18 protein-coding genes (1 of these 18 running past the window's edge) are annotated in these 21245 nt (G+C 70.8%); 11 read left to right on the top strand and 7 right to left on the bottom strand.

The genetic code is table 11. The features are described from left to right. Nucleotides 1-103 precede the first annotated feature (103 nt). Entirely contained in the window at nt 104-931 is an 828-nt protein-coding gene (locus OHA64_RS08485; RefSeq protein ID WP_405610264.1) for an IclR family transcriptional regulator, read from the bottom strand. Between the two features lie 319 nt (nt 932-1250). Here OHA64_RS08485 and OHA64_RS08480 point away from each other — a divergent pair, with 319 nt between their 5' ends. Together OHA64_RS08480 and OHA64_RS08475 are read left to right on the top strand one after the other, a co-directional pair. Then, on the top strand, nt 1251-1574 hold the full coding sequence (locus tag OHA64_RS08480) for a bifunctional 3-phenylpropionate/cinnamic acid dioxygenase ferredoxin subunit (protein WP_405610261.1): 324 nt from the start codon (nt 1251-1253) through the stop codon (nt 1572-1574). Between the two features lie 103 nt (nt 1575-1677). After that, nucleotides 1678-2862 carry an NAD(P)/FAD-dependent oxidoreductase gene (locus OHA64_RS08475; RefSeq protein ID WP_405610258.1) on the top strand — a complete coding sequence of 395 codons (1185 nt, stop codon included), beginning with the start codon at nt 1678-1680 and terminating at the stop codon, nt 2860-2862. A 148-nt stretch (nt 2863-3010) separates the two neighbouring features. On the opposite strand, the gene OHA64_RS08470 is transcribed toward OHA64_RS08475, so the two are convergent. Beyond that, nucleotides 3011-3652: a hypothetical protein gene (locus tag OHA64_RS08470; RefSeq protein WP_405623905.1), complete on the bottom strand. Its 642-nt coding sequence runs from the start codon at nt 3650-3652 to the stop codon at nt 3011-3013. A 420-nt stretch (nt 3653-4072) separates the two neighbouring features. Here OHA64_RS08470 and OHA64_RS08465 point away from each other — a divergent pair, with 420 nt between their 5' ends. From OHA64_RS08465 to OHA64_RS08450, 4 genes are all read left to right on the top strand, one after another. Beyond that, the gene (locus tag OHA64_RS08465; RefSeq protein ID WP_405610255.1) at nt 4073-7069 is read left to right on the top strand and encodes a nitrate- and nitrite sensing domain-containing protein; all 2997 of its coding nucleotides are present in this window, start codon (nt 4073-4075) and stop codon (nt 7067-7069) included. After that, nucleotides 7066-7503, top strand: a complete 438-nt coding sequence (locus OHA64_RS08460; protein WP_405610252.1) for a roadblock/LC7 domain-containing protein — start codon at nt 7066-7068, stop codon at nt 7501-7503. The genes OHA64_RS08465 and OHA64_RS08460 overlap by 4 nt, the downstream gene beginning before the upstream one ends. Before the next feature lie 9 nt (nt 7504-7512). Further along, entirely contained in the window at nt 7513-7908 is a 396-nt protein-coding gene (locus tag OHA64_RS08455) for a DUF742 domain-containing protein (RefSeq protein WP_405610249.1), read from the top strand. Nucleotides 7909-8282: 374 nt separating this feature from the next. Next, complete coding sequence (locus OHA64_RS08450) at nt 8283-8888, top strand: GTP-binding protein (RefSeq protein WP_405610246.1); 606 nt, start codon at nt 8283-8285, stop codon at nt 8886-8888. Between the two features lie 76 nt (nt 8889-8964). Here OHA64_RS08450 and OHA64_RS08445 read toward each other — a convergent pair whose 3' ends face one another. Then, the gene (locus tag OHA64_RS08445; RefSeq protein ID WP_405610243.1) at nt 8965-10155 is read right to left on the bottom strand and encodes a lipid-transfer protein; all 1191 of its coding nucleotides are present in this window, start codon (nt 10153-10155) and stop codon (nt 8965-8967) included. Then, on the bottom strand, nt 10152-10577 hold the full coding sequence (locus OHA64_RS08440) for a Zn-ribbon domain-containing OB-fold protein (protein WP_405623904.1): 426 nt from the start codon (nt 10575-10577) through the stop codon (nt 10152-10154). Before OHA64_RS08440 ends, OHA64_RS08445 begins: the two co-directional genes overlap by 4 nt. A gap of 192 nt (nt 10578-10769) precedes the next feature. Here OHA64_RS08440 and OHA64_RS08435 point away from each other — a divergent pair, with 192 nt between their 5' ends. Together OHA64_RS08435 and OHA64_RS08430 are read left to right on the top strand one after the other, a co-directional pair. Continuing rightward, complete coding sequence (locus tag OHA64_RS08435) at nt 10770-11597, top strand: M15 family metallopeptidase (RefSeq protein ID WP_405610240.1); 828 nt, start codon at nt 10770-10772, stop codon at nt 11595-11597. A gap of 47 nt (nt 11598-11644) precedes the next feature. After that, nucleotides 11645-12181, top strand: coding sequence for an NUDIX domain-containing protein (locus OHA64_RS08430; protein ID WP_405610237.1), 537 nt, complete (start codon nt 11645-11647; stop codon nt 12179-12181). A 2-nt stretch (nt 12182-12183) separates the two neighbouring features. On the opposite strand, the gene OHA64_RS08425 is transcribed toward OHA64_RS08430, so the two are convergent. After that, entirely contained in the window at nt 12184-14547 is a 2364-nt protein-coding gene (locus OHA64_RS08425; protein ID WP_405610234.1) for a glycoside hydrolase family 31 protein, read from the bottom strand. A 212-nt stretch (nt 14548-14759) separates the two neighbouring features. On the opposite strand from OHA64_RS08425, the gene OHA64_RS08420 reads away from it, so the two are divergent. Further along, nucleotides 14760-16736 carry an acetoacetate--CoA ligase gene (locus OHA64_RS08420; protein WP_405610232.1) on the top strand — a complete coding sequence of 659 codons (1977 nt, stop codon included), beginning with the start codon at nt 14760-14762 and terminating at the stop codon, nt 16734-16736. Nucleotides 16737-16754: 18 nt separating this feature from the next. Here OHA64_RS08420 and OHA64_RS08415 read toward each other — a convergent pair whose 3' ends face one another. Next, nucleotides 16755-18074 (bottom strand): aminotransferase class I/II-fold pyridoxal phosphate-dependent enzyme, encoded by a 1320-nt coding sequence (locus tag OHA64_RS08415; protein WP_405610229.1) that lies wholly within the window; start codon nt 18072-18074, stop codon nt 16755-16757. Nucleotides 18075-18185: 111 nt separating this feature from the next. Here OHA64_RS08415 and OHA64_RS08410 point away from each other — a divergent pair, with 111 nt between their 5' ends. Both OHA64_RS08410 and OHA64_RS08405 read left to right on the top strand, forming a co-directional pair. Continuing rightward, nucleotides 18186-19394 (top strand): MFS transporter, encoded by a 1209-nt coding sequence (locus OHA64_RS08410; RefSeq protein ID WP_405610226.1) that lies wholly within the window; start codon nt 18186-18188, stop codon nt 19392-19394. A 22-nt stretch (nt 19395-19416) separates the two neighbouring features. Beyond that, complete coding sequence (locus OHA64_RS08405) at nt 19417-20310, top strand: hypothetical protein (protein ID WP_405610223.1); 894 nt, start codon at nt 19417-19419, stop codon at nt 20308-20310. 71 nt (nt 20311-20381) lie between these two features. On the opposite strand, the gene ptsP is transcribed toward OHA64_RS08405, so the two are convergent. Next, nucleotides 20382-21245, bottom strand: partial view of a phosphoenolpyruvate--protein phosphotransferase gene (ptsP, locus tag OHA64_RS08400; RefSeq protein WP_405610220.1) — the 3' portion only. Its footprint extends 807 nt past the window's final position; only the last 864 of its 1671 coding nucleotides appear in the window; the start codon falls outside the window, past its right edge; it ends in the stop codon at nt 20382-20384.

Below are 21245 nucleotides of genomic sequence, written 5' to 3'. Positions count from 1 at the left end.
ACCTGTGGGGCGAAACCTGCCGGACACACGACGGCGCGGGACCGGAGGATTCCGGGCCCGCGCCGTGTGCGGAGAGCGCCCTCGGCGGCGCGCGGGGTCCGCGTCAGAAGCCGTATCCCATCCGGCGCGACAGTTCCGCCCCGGCTGCCACCGTGCGCTTGGCCAGCTCCGGCAGCCGGTCGCTGCTCATCCGGTAGACCGGCCCCGACACGCTGATGGCGGCGATCACCTTGCCGTCGTGCGCGCGGATCGGTGCCGCCGCGGCGGCGAGGCCCAGCTCCAACTCCTCGATGGTGACCGCGTAGCCCTGCTCCACCACCGCCTCCAGTTCGCCCCGCAGCACGGAAGCGCCGGTGATGGTCCGTTCCGTGAAGCGCGGCAGGGAGCGCGCGAGCAGGCCCTCGCGCAGGGTGGGCGGCAGGTGCGCCAGCAGCACCTTGCCGCTGGAGGTGGCGTGCAGCGGGGTGCGCCGGCCCAGCCAGTTCTGCGCGGTCACGGATGCCGTGCCGCGCGCCTGCATGATGTTGACCGCCGCGTCGTCGTCGAGGACCCCGATGTTCACGGTCTCGCCCAGCTCGTCGGCGAGTTCCCGACACACCGGGACTCCCTCCTGGGAGACGTCCAGCCGCACTGCCGCCGCCCCCGCCAGGCGCAGTACACCGGCCCCCAGGTAGTACTTGCCGCGGTCCTTGGCCTGAGCCACCAGGCCGCGGTTCTCCAGGACGCCGAGCAGCCGGAACGCGGTCGACTTGTGGACGTCCAGCTCGTCGGCGATCTCGGTGACCCCCACCTCGCCGTGCCGGGCGAGGATCTCCAGCACGCTCACGGCGCGGTCCACGGACTGGACGGCGCTGGCCGACCCTCTGCCGTTCTTCTCCGGGTTCGCGGCCTTCTCCTCGCTACCGTCGGACTGCTTCTGCGTGCGGGTCATGGCTGAACTCTCACCACCTGTGGGCCCAGTTCGGGCCGCATCTGCGGGAAACCCTTGACGGGACGGTCGCCCCGCCCGGATTCTGTTGCGCATGGCGCTCTCTTGTGCGTCATGTGGAACATCATGTTACCGAAGCGTCCGGCGCCCGGAAGGGGCCGGACAGTCCGGACCGACGCGGGTCCGGCACCTTCCGATTCCGGCGTGCTGGACCAGTGCTGCCCCGGCACGCCGAGAACTCAGGACCGACGCCGGTCCGAGTCCCTGTTCCCGCCTGGACCACACAGTCCGGACCGAGTGTCCCGGACCGAGAGGGGGGCCCGTGATACCCGTCTGCCGCCTCGAAGACCTCCCCGAGGGCGAGTCCGTCCGCATCGGGACGTCACCGCCCATCGCCGTGTTCCGCACCGACGACGGCGAGCTGTACGCCATCGACGACACCTGCACCCACCAGGACGCCTCACTCTCCGAGGGCTGGCTGGAGGGCTGTCTGGTCGAATGCCCGCTGCACGCGGCTTCATTCGATCTCCGTACGGGCCGACCGACCTGCCTGCCGGCCCGGCGGCCCGTACGCACCCACCGCGTCACCATCGACGACGACGTCGTCCACGTCCACCTCACCGCGGAGGAGGGGACCGCCGCATGAGTACCCGCATGAGCACCGGGCCCCAGTGGCGTACGCCCCCTGGAACCACCCCCTTCTGCACCACGGCCCCGCACCCGCCGCCGAGTGACAGGAGCCGTACCGCATGAGGACCCTGACCGTCGTCGGCGCCTCCCTCGCCGGCCTGTACGCGGCCCGGGAACTGCGCGCCCAGGGCTTCGACGGGCGACTGGTGATCGTCGGCGACGAGCCCCATCGCCCCTACGACCGGCCTCCCCTCTCCAAGGACTTCCTCACCGGCCGCGCCGACGAGGCCCGGCTCCTGCTCGCGGACGACGAGGAGACCACCGAACTCGACGCCGAGTGGCTCCTCGGTACCCGAGCCCGAGGACTCGACGTCCGCGGTCGCACCCTCCTGCTCGACGACGGCCGCACCGTGTCCACCGACGGCGTCGTCATCGCCACCGGAGCCTCGGCACGCCGCCTCCCGGGCGACAGCCTCGGCGGCGTCCACACCCTGCGCACCCTCGACGACGCCCGCGCACTGCGCGACGAACTCGCTGACGGCCCGCGCCAGGTCGTTGTCATCGGCGGTGGCTTCATCGGTGCCGAAACCGCCTCCTCCTGCGCGGCCCTCGGCCACACCGTGACCGTGGTCGAGTCCGCACCCCTCCCGCTCGTGCCGCAACTCGGCGCCGAGATGGCCTCCGTGTGCGCCGCGCTGCACCAGCGCGGCGGGGTGGACCTGGTCACGGGCACCGGGGTGACCGGCCTGTGCGGGCCCGTCTCGGTCACCGGCGTCGAACTCACCGACGGTCGGACTCTGCCCGCCGACGTGGTGATCGTCGGCATCGGAGCCACCCCCAACACCGGCTGGCTGGCGGGCTCGACACTCGCCCTCCACGACGGCGTGCTCTGCGACGACGGCTGCGTGACGGCACTGCCGCAGGTGGTCGCCGTCGGCGATGTCGCCCGCGTCGGCGGTACCCGGGCCGAACACTGGACCTCCGCGACCGAGCAGCCCCGCGTCGCTGTGGCCAACCTGCTCGCCGGGCGCACGCTGGACACCGTGCGGTCGCTGCCCTATTTCTGGTCGGACCAGTACGGCGCGCGCATCCAGTTCGCCGGCCGTCGACAGGACGGCGACACCGTCCGCATCGCCGAGGGTGAACTGGCCGACGGAGCACCGGCCGACGGCGGATTCGTCGCCCTGTACGAGCGGGACGGCCGTACGACCGCGGTGCTCTCCGTGGACCGACCGCGCCCCTTCATGAGGGCGCGGCGCGAACTCGCCCGGGAGGAGGGCCGGGTGCGGTCGGCCGCATCCTGAGAACCACCGGGCCGACAGTGGATCGGCCGGGCCAGGTGGTCCCGCGCAGGTGCCATCGGCGCCGCGGCGGGCGGTTCGGCGAACGGCTCGGCAGGCGGTGCCTCGTCCTCGCGTGGGGCCAGCGGGTTCCATGGGGCCCGCAGGGCTCCTACGGGTGCGCCACCTGCCCGGTGCCCTCGCGCCGGCGTATCCGCTCCTGGGTCCGCTCGGTGGCCCGCGCCTGGCGGCGGGCCTTGCGCCGTTCGCGTCGCAGGGCGCGCGCGGTGCTGCTGGGTGTGGACACCACTCCGTTGCGCTGGTTCCACACCTGCCGGGTCACCCAGACGTCGAGCGCGCCCCAGGTGGCCAGCACGGTGCTGGCCACACCGCTCAGCACCATCGGAAAGGCCAGCCAGGAACCCGCCATGGTGCACAGGAAGGCCACCATCGCCTGTACCAGCGTCACCGCGATGATCAGTACCGCCCGGACCGCCGACGTCCGCACGGGATCGGGCAACCGGCGACGCCGCGCCGGCTCCTCGACCCACAAGGGCCGGTAGTACGGCTGCTCTTCGGCCACACCACTCGGCCGGGATGCGGCGTCGCCATTCGTCCTGGCCGCGCTCTCCCGCGTCGCCGGACCGCCCTCCGAGGCCGTTCTGGCCCCACGTCCGTCTCTTGGCCCGGGGCCGGCCTTCGGAATGTCGTGATCCGGCGCATCGAGGGCCTGTCGTGCCGTCAGATGTGCCGCCACGTCATCCGCATCCGCCCCGCCCTCCGACGGCGCCTCGTGCCGCTCCGCCGTGCCCATCAACATGTCACTCCCCACCGCCGGCAGACCGCTCGCCCCGGGTCCGAAGACCCGGCTCCCCAGTGACTGCCCGGCTTGCGCTGTCTTACGCCGCCCAGTGGCGGGACACGGCTCCTGTGGCCGATTCCGCCCCCAACTCCCGTAGAGAAGGACGAACAACGCACCTCCAAGATTCCCGCCGAACGTAAAGATCCAGCCAACTGGCCAGGCAGTCCGCTCCGTCCGTCCCGGCGCTCGTCAGGAAAGAGCAGGGGGTGATCTCCCCCAATGAGCGGACAACTCCCCATGTCTCGCCGCAGGTGCGGAAGCTCAGCCTCCGGACCGGTCTTCGAGTTGAGTGCGCGTCGGTAGTAGGCTCGCGCCGTTTGTTGACGCACATGTGTACCCCCTGTCGAAAGGGGGGTCGAGCTGGGGGAGGCCATGCGCTTTCGCGGGAAATCGATCCGCCGGAAGATCGTGGCGCTGCTTCTCGTGCCGCTGGTGTCCCTGATGGCGATCTGGGGCTTCGCCACGGTACTCACGGGCCGGGAAGTGGCCCAGCTGTTCCATGTCTCGTCCGTCGTCGAGAAGGTCGGCTACCCCACCGAGGACACCGTCCGTGTCCTGCAACAGGAACGCCGACAGACGCTCGTCTACCTCGCGGATCCCCGGGCCTCGGACGCGTTGTCCGCGCTCCGTACCACCCGGGACGCCACCGACGGCGCCGTCACCAAGCTCCGTGCGGACGCGAAGGACCCCGACCTCCGCGACGGCCTGGACGCGGACGACGACGAACGCATCACCGCCGTCCTGGACGCCTTCGACGGCATCGACTCGCTGAGGCGCAGCGTCGAGGAGGGCACCGTGACCCGGTCCCAGGCCCTCGACCTGTACAACCGACTCGTCGATCCCTGCTACGCCCTTCTGGCCTCGCTCGACGGCGTTGACAGCGTGGAGCTGGACAAGCAGGCCCGCGCCCTGGTGAACGTCACCCGCGCCCGCGAACTGCTGTCCCGTGAGGACGCTTTGCTCGGTTCCTCCCTGGTGGTCGGGAAACTCTCCCGCGAGGAGATCCGGGACGTCTCCGACCTCGTCGCCCAGCGCACCCTGTTGTACGACATCAGCCTGCCGGTGCTGCCCCCGGCGGAGCGTGAGCGCTACGAGAGCTTCTGGAAGAACGCGAACTCCGCCCCCTTGCGGTCGGCCGAGCAGGCGGTCATCTCCTCCGACCCCGGAACCGCTCGTGCCGTCACCGCCAAGAACTGGGACGTAGCCGCCGGCAGTGTGCTCGACGACCTGACCACCCTCGACGACGAGGCGGGCGACCGCTATCAGGACCGGGTCCGCCCGGACGCCATCGGCGTCATCGTCAAGGCGTCCGTCGCCGGCGCTCTCGGCCTGGTCGCCCTGCTCGCCTCGCTCGTGCTGTCCGTGCGCGTCGGCCGCACCCTCATCCGCGACCTGCGGCAACTGCGCCTGGAGGCCCACGAGGCGTCCGGTGTACGGCTGCCCAGCGTGATGCGCCGTCTCTCCGCGGGCGAAGAGGTGGACGTGGAGACCGAGGTCCCGCGGCTGGAATACGACAAGAACGAGATAGGCGAGGTCGGCCAGGCTCTCAACACCCTGCAGCGTGCGGCTGTCGAGGCGGCCGTCAAACAGGCCGAACTCCGGGCCGGCGTCGCCGAGGTCTTCGTGAACCTCGCCCGCCGCAGCCAGGTCCTGCTCCACAAGCAGCTCACCCTGCTCGACAGCATGGAACGCAGGACCGAGGACACCGACGAACTCGCCGACCTGTTCCGCCTCGACCACCTGACCACCCGGATGCGCCGGCACGCCGAGGGTCTGGTGATCCTCTCCGGCGCCGCCCCCTCCCGGCAGTGGCGCAAGCCGGTGCAGCTCATGGACGTCGTCCGAGCCGCCGTGGCCGAAGTCGAGGACTACGAGCGCATCGAGGTCCGTCGGCTCCCCAGGGTCGCCGTCACCGGCCCGGCGGTGGCGGACCTCACGCACCTCGTCGCCGAACTCCTGGAGAACGCCACGGTGTTCTCCCCGCCACACACCGCCGTTCAGGTAGTGGGCGAGCGTGTCGCCAACGGCTTCACCCTGGAAATTCACGACCGCGGTCTCGGCATGGCGGCCGACGCGCTTCTGGACGCCAACCTCCGGCTCGCCGAGACACCGGAGTTCGAACTGTCCGACACCGACCGGCTGGGCCTGTTCGTGGTCAGCCGGCTCGCCCAGCGACAGAACGTCCGGGTCTCCCTGCAGCCGTCGCCGTACGGCGGTACGACAGCCGTCGTCTTCATCCCGGACACCCTGCTCACGGACGACGTTCCGGACACCAACGGCATCGGCTTCCGCCTCGACCGGCCCCAGCCGCCCAAGGAAGCCCAACGGGAAGTGGCCCGTCGCACCCCGCTCTCCGCGGCGCCGGCCCAGTTGCCGGGGTTGGCACCCGCGGTCCTGGACGGTCCGGTCGAGCTGGAGGCCCCCGTCGACCTGGACACTCTGGACGACTTCCCGGGTGCTCTCGACGACGAGGACAGCGAACGCGGCGGGCTGTTCCGCCCACGCCGTTCCACCACCCGCACGGACGACGTCACGATGGGCCGCCAGGGCGAGGAACACGAGAAACCGCATGAGACCCCCGGCATCGGCGGTACGCGAGCGGCCGACACGGACGACGCGAACGCTCCGGTCCCGCTGCCCCGCCGAGGGGCCCCCAAGCTGGTCAGCTCGCACGGACGGCCGGTTCCAGAGCAGCGGTCGCGCCGCGATGAGGTGGACGAGGTGGCCCCGCCGGACCCGAGCAGGTCGCGCTCGCAGGCGCCGCCGCTGCCTGCCCGCCGTCGCGGAGCAGGCCAGCAACGCCGCGCGACCGGTGTCGCCGACCGCCTCGACGAACAGCGCACCGAGGCCTCCACATCCCCGGCGTCGCCGAGCCGAGAGCGCGGGGAGTCACCCGAGGCGCACGCGCTTCCCAGGCGCACCCGCCGTGCCGAGATCGCGTCGAGCGGCCCGAGCAGCCTGGGCGCACCGAGCGATCCCTCCCGCGACCCCGGCGGCCGCGCAACGACACGGGAACCCGGCTCCGGACCCGCCAGGCAAGGGCCCGGCTCCGGCCCGGCGGGAGTCGGCTCCGGTTCCGGCTCGGGTATCGCGAGGCAGGGCCCGGCGCCCGGGCCCGACGCTCCCTCCGGCGCGGCCCCTCTGCCCCGCCGCGTACGGCAGGCCAACCTGGCTCCGCAGCTGAAGAAGGGACCCGAGCCGCGCAACGACAACGGGCCCGGGCTCGACGAACGGGACGCCGACGAGGTACGCAGCCGCATGGCCTCGCTCCAGCGTGGCTGGCAGCGCGGCCGTGAGGAGAACGCCGCGGGTGACGACACCCAGAGCGGCGCAGCACCACAACGAACGACTAAGGGGGACGGTCGATGACCGCACCGAAGCCGACCGGCCACACCGCATTCGAGAAGTCCGGCGAGCTCAACTGGCTCCTGGACGACCTGGTGGACCGCGTCGCGAGCATCCGCAAGGCCCTCGTGCTGTCCGGCGACGGGCTGCCGATCGGGCTCTCCGCCGACCTGACCCGAGAGGACAGCGAGCATCTGGCCGCCGTCGCTTCCGGATTCCACAGCCTCGCCAAGGGCGTGGGCCGCCACTTCGAGGCGGGCAGCGTCCGCCAGACGGTCGTGGAACTGGACGACGCCTTCCTGTTCGTCACAGCCGCCGGCGACGGCAGCTGTCTGGCCGTGCTCTCGGACGCCGACTCGGACGTGGGTCTGGTCGCATACGAGATGACGCTCCTGGTGAAGCGGGTCGGCGCGCATCTGAGTGCCGCTCCGCGCACCGATCTGCCTCAGGGCGGGTAGTGGGATTGCATGAGCACAGACGGTCAGGGAAGTAGTCACTGGTTCGACGACGAGGCCGGACCGGTGGTCCGTCCGTACGCCATGACGCGGGGCCGCACCACCAGTGCGGCCCAGCACCGCCTCGACGTCATCGCGGTGGTCGTCACGGAAAGCCACGCGGACGACCCGGAAGGCGACCACACGCTCTCCCCGGAGCACGTGGACATCGTCGACCTGTGCCGTGACGCCCCGCAGTCGGTCGCCGAACTGTCCGCCGAACTCAACCTGCCCATCGGAGTGATACGGGTTCTCATAGGGGACCTGGTGGACGCGGAGTTCGTCCACGTGAACCGGCCCGTGCCGCCGGCGGAACTGCCGGACGAGAGCATCCTGCGCGATGTGATCAACGGCCTCAGGGCGTTGTGACCGTGCTCCCCGTCCCGAAAGGGCCGGTTCGGTGAGCGCCGTGAGGCGCTCACGGACGGCGGTCGGGGAGATCGTGTGCAGGGCGGGGCGGAACCGGTCCGGGACGGGCCCGCCAAGCGGAATCCACCGGTCCGGGTGGGCCCTCGAACCGGCCCTTTCGATATGATCTGACCGATCGTCGACGACCATCCGCGGCAGGTCGGCCCACAGCGCCTGTCCTCCAGCCCCCTATGACCGACTCGCGACTCGCAGTCCCAGAGGTCGGAGTGGCGACTGCCCCTCCCGTTCGGCGAGTTCGCGGTCCGCTACGGCAGCGGCGGCGCCGGACGGCGGCCCGCCGTCCTCCCACCCCCATCAAGCAGGAGAAGAGACCGATGATCTTCGGGCGTTCTGAGCGAGGCAAGCCCCCGGTCGAGCCCGCCACGTTCAAGATCCTGGTGGCCGGAGGCTTCGGCGTGGGCAAGACGACTCTCGTCGGAGCGGTCAGCGAGATCAGGCCGTTGCACACCGAGGAGTACCTCACCGAGGCCGGACGCCCGGTCGACGACATCAGCGGGGTGGAAAGCAAGCACACCACCACCGTGGCGATGGACTTCGGCCGCATCACGCTCCGCGAGGACCTGGTGCTGTACCTGTTCGGAACTCCCGGGCAGGAGCGGTTCTGGTTCATGTGGGACGAGTTGTCGGAGGGCGCACTCGGCGCTGTCGTGCTCGCCGACACCCGCCGCCTGGAGGACTGCTTCGCCGCCGTCGACTACTTCGAACGGCGTTCCATACCCTTCGTCGTCGGCGTCAACTGCTTCGACGGATCCGTCCGTTACCCGCAGGACGACGTCCGCCAGGCCCTCGACCTCGACGAGGACGTACCGGTGCTGCTGTGCGACGCCCGTGAACGGGAGTCCGTCAAGGAAGTCCTCATCGGTGTCGTCCGGCACGCGATGGCCTACACGGCGCAGCACCGCCAGACCGTCACGACGTGACGTCGGCGCGGGCCGTACTCCTACCAGGCGGCCCGACAAGGCGCCCTCCAGCCGACGCTCAGTCGGCCCTCACCCGTCAGCGCACCGCGACCACCGCCGACCCGTGCCCGAACAGCCCCTGGTTCGCCGTGATCCCCACGCGCGCGCCCTCGACCTGCCGGTCGCCCGCAACTCCCCGCAACTGCCAGGTCAGTTCGCAGACCTGAGCGATGGCCTGAGCCGGGACGGCCTCTCCGAAGGAGGCGAGTCCCCCGCTCGTGTTGACGGGTATGCGCCCGCCGAGGGCCGTCGCGCCTTCTCGCAGCAACTTCACGCCCTCGCCCTCCCCGCACAGCCCCAGGTCCTCGTACCACTGCAACTCCAGGGCGGTGCACAGGTCGTACACCTCCGCGAGAGAGAGATCCTCGGGCCCGACGCCGGCCTCCTCGTAGGCCGACCGCGCGATGGACGCCCGGAACGTCTCCGTGGTGGGCGCGACCGCGACCGCGGAGTCCGTCGCGATGTCCGGCAGATCCAGCACGGTGGTGGGGTAGCGCGGCGTCACCGTGGAGACGGCCCGGATCCGCACCGGCTCCGACACTCCCTGCCGACGCGCGAACTCCATGCTCGACAGCACCACGGCCGCCCCTCCGTCCGAGGTCGCGCAGATGTCGAGCAGCCGCAGCGGATCGGCGACCACGGCGGAGGCGGCGACCTCCTCGGCGCTGACCCGCTTGCGGTAGCGGGCGTACGGATTCAGCGCGCCCAGGGCCGCGTTCTTCACCTTGACCTGCGCGAAGTCCTCCGTGGTGTCCCCGTGCAGGGCCATTCGACGACGCGCGTACAGTCCGAAGTACGTCGGATTGGTGGCCCCCAGCGCCCGGAAGCGCAGCCAGTCCGGGTCGTCGGGTCGGTCCCCGCCCGCCGGCCGGAAGAAGCCCTTGGGGGCGGCGTCCGCCCCGACCACGAGTACCACGTCCGTGAGACCCGAAAGGATCTGCGCGCGTGCGGTGTTGATGGCCTGGGCCCCCGACGCGCACGCCGCGTACACGCTTGAGACCCGAGCCCCCTGCCAGCCCAGTGCCTTCGCGAAGGTCGCCCCGGCGACATAACCCGGATAGCCGCCGCGCACCGTGTCCGCGCCGACGATCGAGCCGACCTCCCGCCAGTCCAGTCCGGCGTCGACGAGCGCCGCGCGGGCGGCCACGACGCCGTACTCGACGAATGCGCGCCCCCACTTGCCCCACGGATGCATGCCCGCGCCGAGCACCGCCACCTCCCGCGTCATGCCGTCACCCCCGTCGGCCGCCACTGCCATGTCGTCCAGATCGTCTCCGCGTCCTCATGGAGCACACCGGGCACGACCTCCACCTCCATGCCCACCGCCAGATCGGTGACGGCGACTCCGGGAACCGCCTGTCCCAGCACCACCATCCGCTCTGCCTCCAGCTCCACAGCGATCAACGCGTACGGCTCCCACGGAAGTTCCGGGTCGGTCACATAGGGTGACGGAGGCCGGTAGCGCGCGTCCGTGTACGACCAGACCCGCCCGCGCCGCGACAGGGGCACTTCCTCCAGGTCGCCGCCGAGGCACCCGGGATTACGGCAATGGGCGTCCTCGCGAGGGAAGAACACCGATGAACAGGCGCGGCAGCGGGTGCCGAGGAGCCGGAAGTCATCTCCGTCGCCGGTGAACCACCCGGCGACCACGGGCGTCGGTGTGCGCGGCAAGGCCCCTCCTCGGCAAAGAGTCTGACGGATCGTCAGAAGTGTGCCACGGGCACCGCTCCACGGGCAGCCCCGACGACCGGGCGCCTTTGAGGGCTCTTCGAGGGGATCTTCGAGGAGAACTGCATCCGATCGCTTCCCCGACGGAACACGTTCCTGATAAATGCAGGAGACATGACACGACTCTCCAACGCATTTCGCGGTCTCGTCACCACGTTCGCCACCTTGCTGACCGTCACCGCCGTCTCCGCCCCCGCTCACGCTCACGCTCACGCTCACGCGAGCACCGAACCGAAGGCGCCGGCGGACTTCGTGGCCCTGAGGACGGTGGACCCGACGATCATCCAGGAGATGCGCTACCTCACCCCGCACAACTTCGTCGGCGAGCGCATCGACGGCTACCGGCAGCCTCTGTGCATCCTCACCCGGCCCGCCGCGGAAGCGCTCCACAAGGCGCAGAGCGAGCTCCTGCGCAAGGGCTACACCCTCAAGGTCTACGACTGCTACCGCCCACAGCGCGCCGTGGACCACTTCGTCCGCTGGGCCGAGGACCTCGACGACCAGTCGATGAAGGGCGAGTTCTACCCGGACGTCGACAAGACCCGTCTGTTCGAGGACGGTTACATCGCCGAGAAATCCGGCCACAGCCGCGGCTCGACCATGGACCTCACGCTGGTGAAGCTCCCTGCCGAACCAACCAGGCCGTATCTGCCCGGAGAGTCCCTGGTCCCCTGCTACGCGCCCAAGAGTGAGCGTTTCCCGGACAACTCCGTCGACATGGGCACCGGATTCGACTGCTTCGACACGCTCTCCCACACCCTCGACCCTCGCGTCGAGGGTGAACAGCGAGCCAACCGGCTGCTCCTGAAGAGCGCCCTCGAGGACCGCGGCTTCGTCAACCTCGCCGAGGAGTGGTGGCACTACACCTTCAAGCCCGAGTCCTATCCCGACACCTACTTCGACTTCCCGGTGTCCGAGAAGTCGCTGACCAGCGGTGACTGAGCCGCCCCCGGAAGACGACCTTCCGATGATCGGATACAGTCCGCCGCGTGTCCGAAACTCAGCGCTTCACCCCCAACTCCGCGCCCGGATCCCACTGTTCGAGCTGTGGAACTCCCTACGGCGAGGGCGTCTCCGGCTGGCCCCGCACCTGCCCGGCCTGCCACACCGTGGCGTACCGCAATCCACTCCCCGTGGCGGTGGCCCTCCAGCCCGTCTACGACACACAGGGCGCCGCCCTCGTGGTCATCACCCGAACAGTGGCCCCCGCGCGCGGAGGCGTCGCGTTGCCCGGTGGTTACGTCGACCACCGCGAGGACTGGCGGCAGGCCCTGGTCCGTGAGCTCAAGGAAGAAACCGGCATCGAGGCGGCGAGCCGTGACATACGGCTCGTCGACGCGGTGAGCTCACCCGACGGCCACCTCCTGCTGTTCGGGGTCCTGCCGGAGCGCCCTGTCGAAGGTCTCCCGCCCTCCGCGGCCACCGACGAGACGGAGGGCTGGCAGCTCCTGCGCAGGCCGGAGGAGCTCGCTTTCCCCCTGCACACCCTGGCCGTACGGGCATGGTTCGAAGGCCGGTACGTCTGACGTCAGCTCGCCCCGAGCCCTCGTATCCGGACCGGGTGAGGCGACTCGCTCGGGCCGTCCTCGCCCTCCCGCTCGACGACCACCCGGCCGTCCTCCCAGCGGGCGAGGTAGCGCTCGATCTCCGGCTCGGGCCGGCCGTCGCCCACGTCCTGCACGATCAGCCCGCCCCCGGTCCGTCCGTGGGCGGGCGCCCAGACCTCCAGTTCCTGCCGGCCGTCCTCCCCGCGCACCGGAATGACGGCGCCCGCGCGCGCGAGCACCGGAACGCGTGCCAGGGGCGAGTCCACGAGGACCTGTCCTGGTCCTTCGTGAACCTGCTCCGTGGCCGTGTCGTACCAGCGGCCTCGGGGGAGCTGCACCGCCCGCCGGTCCGTCCCTGGATCCAGCACCGGCGCCACCAGCAGGCAGTCACCCAGCAGGAACGCGTCCTCGCAGTCGCGCAGCGCGCGGTCCTCGGGTGCCGCCCACCACAGCGGCCGCACATAGGGCGCCCCCGTACGGCGGGCCAGATGGGCCAGGGTCACGAAGTACGGCAGCAGCCGCCGGCGTTCGACGAGCGCCACGCGCGCGTGCTCCAGCACCTCGGCACCGAACTCCCAGGGCTCCCGGCGTCCGGCTCGCAGACTCGCGTGCGTACGGAACAGCGGCAGATACGAGCCCAGCTGGAACCACCGCAGATAGAGCTCGGGCGACGGGCTCCCGTCGAAGCCGCCCACGTCCGGCCCCGAGTACGGCACCCCGCACAGCCCGAGGCCCAGGATCAGCGACAGCGAGGCACGCAGCCCGGGCCAACCCGTGGCGACATCACCGGACCACGTACCGCCGTAGCGCTGCATGCCCGCCCAGCCGGAGCGTGAGAAGACGAAAGGGCGCTCCTGGGGAGTCAGACCGGACAGTGCCTCATAGGCGGCCTGGGCCATGCAGAGGGCGTACACGTTGTGCGCCTCACGATGGTCCCCGCCCCTTCCCTCCAGCGCGTGCCGGGCCGAACGGGGCAGGGTCGACTCCCCGAACGCCGTGAACGAGGTCGGTTCGTTCACGGCGTGCCAGAACCCCGAGAATCCCTGACTGACGCGCTCTTCGTAGAGGCGGCCCCACCACTGCCGCACCCGCGCGTGGGTGAAGTCCGGGTAAGCGACCTCCCCGGGCCAGGCGACTCCGCGCACGAGCTGTCCCGACGCGTCCCGTACGAACACGTCCTCGGCCGTCCCGCTGTCGAACACGTCGTTGCCCGGTTCGGCCTTTACCGCGGGATCGACGATCGACACCAGGCGGATCCCGTCCCGCAGCAGGTCCTCGGCGAGCTGAGGCAGCTTCGGGAAGCGCTCGGTGTCGACCGTGAACACCTGGTGGGCGTCGTAGTGGTCGATGTCCAGATGGACCGCGTCGAGCGGAAGATCGCGCTCCAGGTAGCCCGAGACGATCCGCCGTACTTCCTGCTCGCCGCCGAAGCCCCACCGGGCGTGATGGTGGCCGAGCGCCCAGGCGGGCGGCAGGGCGGGCGCCCCGGTGAGCGAGGCCCAGGCGAGCAGCACGCGCGCGGGAGTGCCCACCATGACCCAGCAGCGGAGCGGACCGCCGTCCATCCGCAGCTCGGACGTGCCCTCGCGGTCGTGGCCCGACCCGGCGCCCTCCTCGCCCTCCCGCAGGGTCACCGTGCCGTCCCAGGAGGTGTCGTGGAACACCAGATGGGTGGCCGCGTCCGCGACCACCAACTGCACCGGCATCGTGACGTACAGCGGATCGTCGCCGGGGCCGAAGGGCCGTCCGGGGTCGGTGTTCCACAGCCGGTACGTCCCGTCACGCAGCCGAGGGCCCGAAGCCCGTCCGCCGAGCCCGAAGAACCGCGCGTCGGCGGCCACCTCGGAGCGTTGCATCCAACGTGCTGTGCCACCCCCCACCGGCTCCCACCAGCGCGGCGGCAGATCCCTGCGCAGCAGCACCCCGCCGGGCGTGAGGACCTCGATCGCGCCGTGCCGTGAGACGACGACCGTCACCCGCTCGGCCACCACCCGCCAGCCGCCGTCCTTGTCCGGCTCGAGCACCGCCCGGGGGTCGGGCTCCGGGCTACGACCGGCGAGCGCGTACGACGGCTCCGGAGCGGCCCCGTCCCAGCCCCAGAACACGGCACCGTTCACAGCCACGGTGATCCGCAGCTCGGAGCGGCTGAACCGGACGACACCGCCCCCGGGCCCCGGCTCCACCTCCCGCACGGGCCCGGGCACCCGCGCCCGCTCGGCCCCCCGCCGTGGCAACCCGGCGGCATCGGCACGTCTCCTGCGCCACGCGGCCCGTACGGTACGCACCCTCTGGGCCGCCCCCGCCGAACCGATCTTCACCGAGCGCACCAGGTCACGACCGTCCATGCTGCTCAGCCTGCCATTGACCGGTCCTCATGTGGGTGTCGTTCAACTTCCGTTCACCCGTGCCGGGACCACATCTTCACGACACGGACTATGTGGGACACGCCCTGGTGTACGAGTCGATCACATGGCATCGTCCGTATCAGCCGCGTCGCGCGCACACCCCAGCCGTGCGCGGAGGACGCACACGACGCGCAGAGTCCGGGAGCCGCCCCATGCCGACCGAGAACCCCCAGCCGCTCTGGCAGCCTGATCCGGAACGCATCGCCCAGGCACAGATCACCAGGTTCCAGTCCTGGGCCGCGCACCACCACGGAGCCCCTGCCGAGGGCGGCTATCACGCGCTGCACCGCTGGTCCGTCGACGCACTGGACACGTTCTGGAAAGCCGTCGCGGAGTGGTTCGACGTGCGGTTCTCGACCCCCTACGCGCGCGTGCTCGGTGACCGTTCGATGCCCGGTGCCCAGTGGTTCCCCGGATCGACTCTGAACTACGCCGAGCACGCCTTGCGCGCGAGCGCCACCCGCACGGACGAACCCGCCCTCCTGTATGTCGACGAGACCCACGAGCTCACTCCCGTGAGCTGGTCCGAGCTGCGCCGTCAGGTCGGATCCCTGGCAGCCGAGCTGCGCGCCCTCGGCGTAGGTCCCGGAGACCGCGTCAGCGGCTACCTGCCGAACATTCCCCAGGCCGTCGTCGCCCTGCTCGCCACCGCCGCCGTGGGCGGCGTCTGGACGTCCTGCGCCCCGGACTTCGGCGCCCGAAGCGTTCTGGACCGCTTCCAGCAGGTGGAACCGGTCGTCCTGTTCACCGTCGACGGTTATCGCTACGGCGGCAAGGAGCACGACCGCCGCGACACGGTCGCCGAACTGTGCCGCGAACTGCCCACCCTGCGTGCGGTCGTCCACATCCCCCTGCTGGGCACCGAGGCCCCCGAGGGCGCCCTGGAGTGGTCGGCCCTGACGAGCGCCGACACGGAGCCCGTCTTCGAGCAGGTGCCCTTCGACCACCCTCTGTGGGTGCTCTACTCCTCGGGCACGACCGGCCTGCCCAAGGCCATCGTCCAGTCCCAGGGGGGCATCCTCGTCGAGCACCTCAAACAACTCGGCCTGCACTGTGACCTCGGATCCAAGGACCGCTTCTTCTGGTACACGTCCACCGGCTGGATGATGTGGAACTTCCTCGTCTCCGGCCTCCTGACGGGCACGACGATCGTCCTCTACGACGGCAGCCCCGGATACCCTGACACCGGCGCCCAGTGGCGGATCGCCGAACGCACCGAAACCACCCTCTTCGGCACCTCCGCCGCCTACGTCATGGCGTGCCGCAAGGCCGACGTGCACCCCGGCCGCGACCATGACCTCTCCCGGGTGAAGTGCGTCGCCACCACCGGCTCGCCCCTGCCGCCCGACGGGTTCCGCTGGCTGCACGACGAGTTCGCAGAGAGCGGCGCCGATCTGTGGATCGCGTCCGTCAGCGGCGGCACCGACGTGTGCTCCTGCTTCGCGGGAGCCGTACCGACCCTCCCGGTCCACATCGGCGAACTCCAGGCGCCCGGCCTGGGCACGGACCTCCAGTCCTGGGACCCGAGCGGCAACCCCCTCGTCGACGAGGTCGGCGAGCTCGTGGTCACCAACCCCATGCCGTCGATGCCGGTCCGCTTCTGGAACGACCCCGACGGAAGCCGCTACCAGGAGAGCTACTTCGACACCTATCCCGGCGTGTGGCGCCACGGCGACTGGATCACCGTCACCTCGCGCGGCTCGGTCGTCATCCACGGCCGCTCCGACTCGACGCTCAACCGCCAGGGCGTGCGCATGGGTTCAGCCGACATCTACGAGGCGGTCGAACGCCTCCCGGAGATCAGGGAATCCCTCGTCATCGGCATCGAACAGCCCGACGGCGGCTACTGGATGCCCCTCTTCGTGCACCTCGCCCCCGGTGCCGTCCTCGACGAGGCACTCCTGAACCGCATCAAGCGGACCATCCGCGAACAACTGTCGCCCCGCCACGTCCCCGACGAGGTCATCGAGGTGCCCGGGGTTCCGCACACCCTCACCGGGAAGCGCATCGAGGTTCCGGTGAAGCGCCTCCTTCAAGGCACCTCCTTGGAGAAGGCGGTCAACCCGGGCTCCGTCGACAACCTCGACCTGCTGCACTTCTACGAGGACCTGGCCCGCAAGCGCGCCTGACCGCTACTTCAGGGGCGGTCAACCGCCATAGGTGGCCTCGGACTCGCCGAGCACCACGGCGAAGTGCGAGGCCAGCCGAGCCGCGTCGACCGGTTCGAGATCCGCCACGGAGATCCGCACGCCCGGGCCGGCCGCCATCCGGAACCGGGCGCCCGCCGCGACCCACCAGCCGTGCGACCGCAGCCCGTTCACCACCGCGGACTCGTCCCGCACGGGCACCCACAGGTTGATCCCACTCGCCCCGTGCGCCTCGATGCCACGTTCTCGGAGCTCCCGAAGGAGAGCGCTGCGTCGTACCCCGTACTGCTCCTCGGCGCGCGCCGACAACGCGCGCGTGCCCTCGTCCGTCATCAGCCCGAGCACGGTCTCCTGGAGCAGATGACTGACCCAGCCAGAGGTGAGCAGCAACCGTCCGTCGTGCCGGGCCAGCGTGGTCGCGTCGCAGGCCGCCGCCGCCCACCTCAGGTCGGTGCCCAGGAACTTGCTGACCGTCCGCACATGCACCCAGCGCGTCAGACCGTGGCCGGCCATGGTCCGCAAGGGCGCCTGGGCCACGGCGGACGCGTGGTCGTTCTCCACGACCAGCACATCGGGCTGGTCCCTCAGCAGGGCGACGAGTTCGTCGCGGCGCGCGGTGGAGAAGCGGCCGCCGTACGGGTTCTGCGCCCGCGGACTGCACACCAGGGCGCGCACACCCGCGTGCAGTGCTTTCCGTACCGCGTCGGGGCGCACGCCCTCGTCATCGACGGCCACCGGAACGACACGCAGCCCCAGAGCCGTGACCAGATCCAGCAGATGGTGATATCCGGGATCCTCCATGGCCACGCCGTCGCCGGGCCGCAGCTCCACGGACAGTAGCCGTCCGATCAGATCCAGGGCTCCGTGCGCGAACGTCACTTGTTCCACAGGCACGCCGTCGGGCCGCAACCAGTCGCGCACGGCGTCCTCCAGCCGCGCCAGTCGTGGGGTCGAACGATGCGACCGGGCCCCGGGGGACAGGCGGGAGGGCGGCACCAGGCTGGGCAGCAGCCGAGGATCGGGATGCCCGCCGGCCAAGTCCCGCAGCCCGTCCGGGACTTTGGGCGGCCGTCGCGACGCCACTGCCGGAGCGGGCGCCACCACTGTTCCACCGCGCCCGCGCGTGACGACGATTCCGCGCTGTCGCAGTTCCTTGTAGGCCGTGGCGACCGTCCCCGGACTCACCGCGAGTTCGTCCGCGAGCCGCCGCACCGACGGCAGCGCGGCGCCCGGCCCCAACGCCCCTTCTGCTACGCCCCGTTCCACCGAGGCGGCAATCCCCTTGGCTGTCGTACCACTGATCCCATATTGTATTGCCACGTTACCAAGTATGTATCAGTACATAACTGGAAGCAAGGGGGAGCAGTGCATCCGATACGTCGCGCAACCACATGGTCGAGAGGGTTACCCGGTGGGCGTGACGGACGCAAAATGCTCGGGGTGGCCTTCGTCGACCGCGTCGGCAGCGGTCTGTGGGCATCCGTGTCCGTCCTCTACTTCACCTACGTCTCCGGCCTCTCCCTCGCCGAGGTCGGCACCCTCGTCGCCGTCGCCGGGGCCGTCGGAATCGCCGGCGCACCGATCGGAGGCAGCATCGCCGACCGTCTGCCGCTCACCCGTGTCCTGCCCGCGCTCCAACTCCTGCGCGCGCTGGCCTCCGTCGCCCTGATCACCACGGACAACTACGTCCTGCTCCTCGTCTACTCGGCAGTCGGCAGCCTCGGCGACCGGGCCGCGAACGTCCTCACCAAGCTCTACGCAACCCGGGCCGCCGGACCCGAACGCGTCCGCTACCAGGCCCTCCAACGAACCGTCGCCAACGCCGGCTGGGCCCTGGGCGGCCTCGCCGCCGCAGCCGCGCTCACCCTCGACAGCACGGCCGCATACCAATGGCTCCTGGTCGGCGACGCCCTGTCCTTCGTCGCCACCGCGCTCCTCACCCTCCGCTGCGGCGAACCCACGTCCTCGTCCCGCACCGTCGCCGGGTCGAAGAACCCCGAACCCCCGGCCGCGCCGACAAGCCCCTGGCGCGACCGCACCTACCTCGCCTACGTCGCCACCGAAACCGTCCTCTTCCTGGACGACGCCGTCTTCAAGGTCGGGCTGCCCCTGTGGATCGCCCACGCGAGCAACGCACCGCACGGTCTCGCACCCCTGCTGCTCGTCCTCAACAACGTGATGGTGGTGGCCCTGCAGGTCCCCCTCGCCCGCTTCGGCACCACCACGGCAGCCGCACGCAACCTGCTCGTCCCGCACTCCGCCGCCGTCGCTCTGGGCGGCGTCACCATGGCGCTCTCGGCCACCGGTGGCCCCCTCACGGCCACGTTGCTCCTCACCGCCGCGGCCGCCGCCTTCACGATGGCTGAGATGCTGCACGCCACCGTGTCCTGGGAACTCTCCGTCGCCCTCGCGCCCGACACCTCCCTGGGCTCCTACCTCGGCGTCCACGGCCTTGCCCAGTCCGCCCAGCGCAGCATCGGGCCACTCGCCGTCACCGCTGCCATCGTCACAGGCCCGATCGGCTGGACGGCCTTCGGTACCACCATCGCCGTGACCTGCCTGATCCAACGCAGACTCGTCCGGGACCGCCTTGCCCAAGCCCCGTTGTCAGTGCCGCCCGTTACTGTGAGTGAGCATTGATCGACCGTGCACAGGGGGAAACATGGCGCACACCGACCACCAGACCATGCGGCGAGTCCTGCGCCGCGAAATCGCCGGCACCATCGGCCTGCTCACAGACGAGCACGACTTCCGGGCGATGCGGCGTTACCGCACCTTCACCTTCGACGACCACACGACCTATCTCCGACAGGTCGAAGACCTCCTCCGGATCCGCGCCGCACAAGGCAGCCACACCACCGTCGCACTCTTCGACCCGCAGGAGTACGCCGACTTCTGCGCGGACACGGGCCTGGACCCCGACTTCCCGTCGAGCCGCACACGCTTCACCGCGGAACTCGCCACCACAGGCCCGACCATCCCGTACGACGGACAGTCGCTGACCGACCTGGTGCCGGCCCTCGTGGACGAAGCCGTACGGCAGGCCACCTGGGAGTACGCGAGTACCCTGCTGGCCCGCCTCGGCGCGTGTGCCTCCTGTGGTGAGGACGTCGGCCGCGCGGCCTTCGTGCGCGCCTCGCACCTGCTCGTCCGCGTCCTGGACACCGCCCTCCCGGGCAACCATCACCTTGTCTGCAGCGTCACGGGCACCCCGGAGACCCTCCTGTCCGTGCTCCACGCCGACGAGGACACCGACGGCGACACCCAACTCGACGAGGCAGAAGCCCTCGAATTCACCACGGTCCTGGCCCTGGGCCTCGCCACCCACAGCCCCGGCGGCCTCGTCATGCGCACAAGCGTCCCCGGCACCCCGGACCGCATCTACGGCTGGCGCCTGCGAGGCGAGGGCCTCGAACCCCTCACCGCCGGAGAGGTCTTCGACGCCTACTGCACCGACATCGAATCCGGCGACCTCATCTCACCTGAATCGGACGTCGACTACTGCGTACCCCCCGACCTCGGAGACACCGGACCACAATTGGGACACCACCACTGAACGCCGGAGGGGGCGCCCCACTCACAAGTGGGGCGCCCCCTCCGGGACAGCGGACAGCCGCTTCGAACCGGCTACTCGCCGGACAGTACGGCCTGAGCGGCGTCGCGCGCCTCCTCGGCACTGTCCGCGGCCCGCGCGGCAGCCGCGGCCCGCTCACACTGTGCCAGGGTGAACTTCGCCAGGGTCGCCCGGACGTAGGGAATCGAAGCCGCCCCCATGGAAAGCGAGGTGACACCCAGGCCGGTCAGCACGCACGCGAGCAGCGGGTCGGACGCGGCCTCGCCACAGACACCACAGCTCTTGCCCTCGGCCGTGGCAGCCTCGGCGGACAGCGCGACCAGGTCGAGCAGCGCGGGTTGCCACGGATCCTGCAGACGGGACACCGCACCCACCTGACGGTCCGCGGCGAAGGTGTACTGCGCGAGGTCGTTGGTCCCCAGCGACAGGAACTCGACCTCCTGCAGTATCGAGCGCGCCCGCAACGCGGCCGACGGAATCTCCACCATCGCGCCGAACTTCGCCCGCAGCCCCGCCTCACGGCACGCGTCGGCGAACGCCTTGGCGTCGGCGCGGTCCGCCACCATCGGCGCCATGACTTCCAGGTAGACCGGCAGCCCTTCGGCGGCCTTGGCCAGCGCGGTCAGCTGAGTGCGCAGCACCTCCGGATGGTCGAGCAGTGTCCGCAGACCACGCACGCCCAGAGCGGGGTTGGGCTCATCGCCCGGAGTGAGGAAGTCGAGCGGTTTGTCGGCACCGGCATCCAGTACCCGCACCACGACACGGCCCTCGGGAAACGCCTCGAGGACCTGCCGGTAGGCCTCGACCTGCTTCTCCTCCGACGGAGCGTTCTTGCTGTCGTCAAGGAACAGGAACTCGGTACGGAACAGACCGACACCCTCGGCCCCGGCCTCGACGGCCGCGGGTACGTCCGCCGG

Origin of the sequence: Streptomyces sp. NBC_00076 (assembly GCF_045041235.1) — a bacterium.
In the GTDB taxonomy this organism is placed as follows: Bacteria; Actinomycetota; Actinomycetes; order Streptomycetales; family Streptomycetaceae; genus Streptomyces.
Note: the sequence above shows the minus strand (reverse complement) of the source record. Positions and strands in the feature narration are given on the sequence as shown.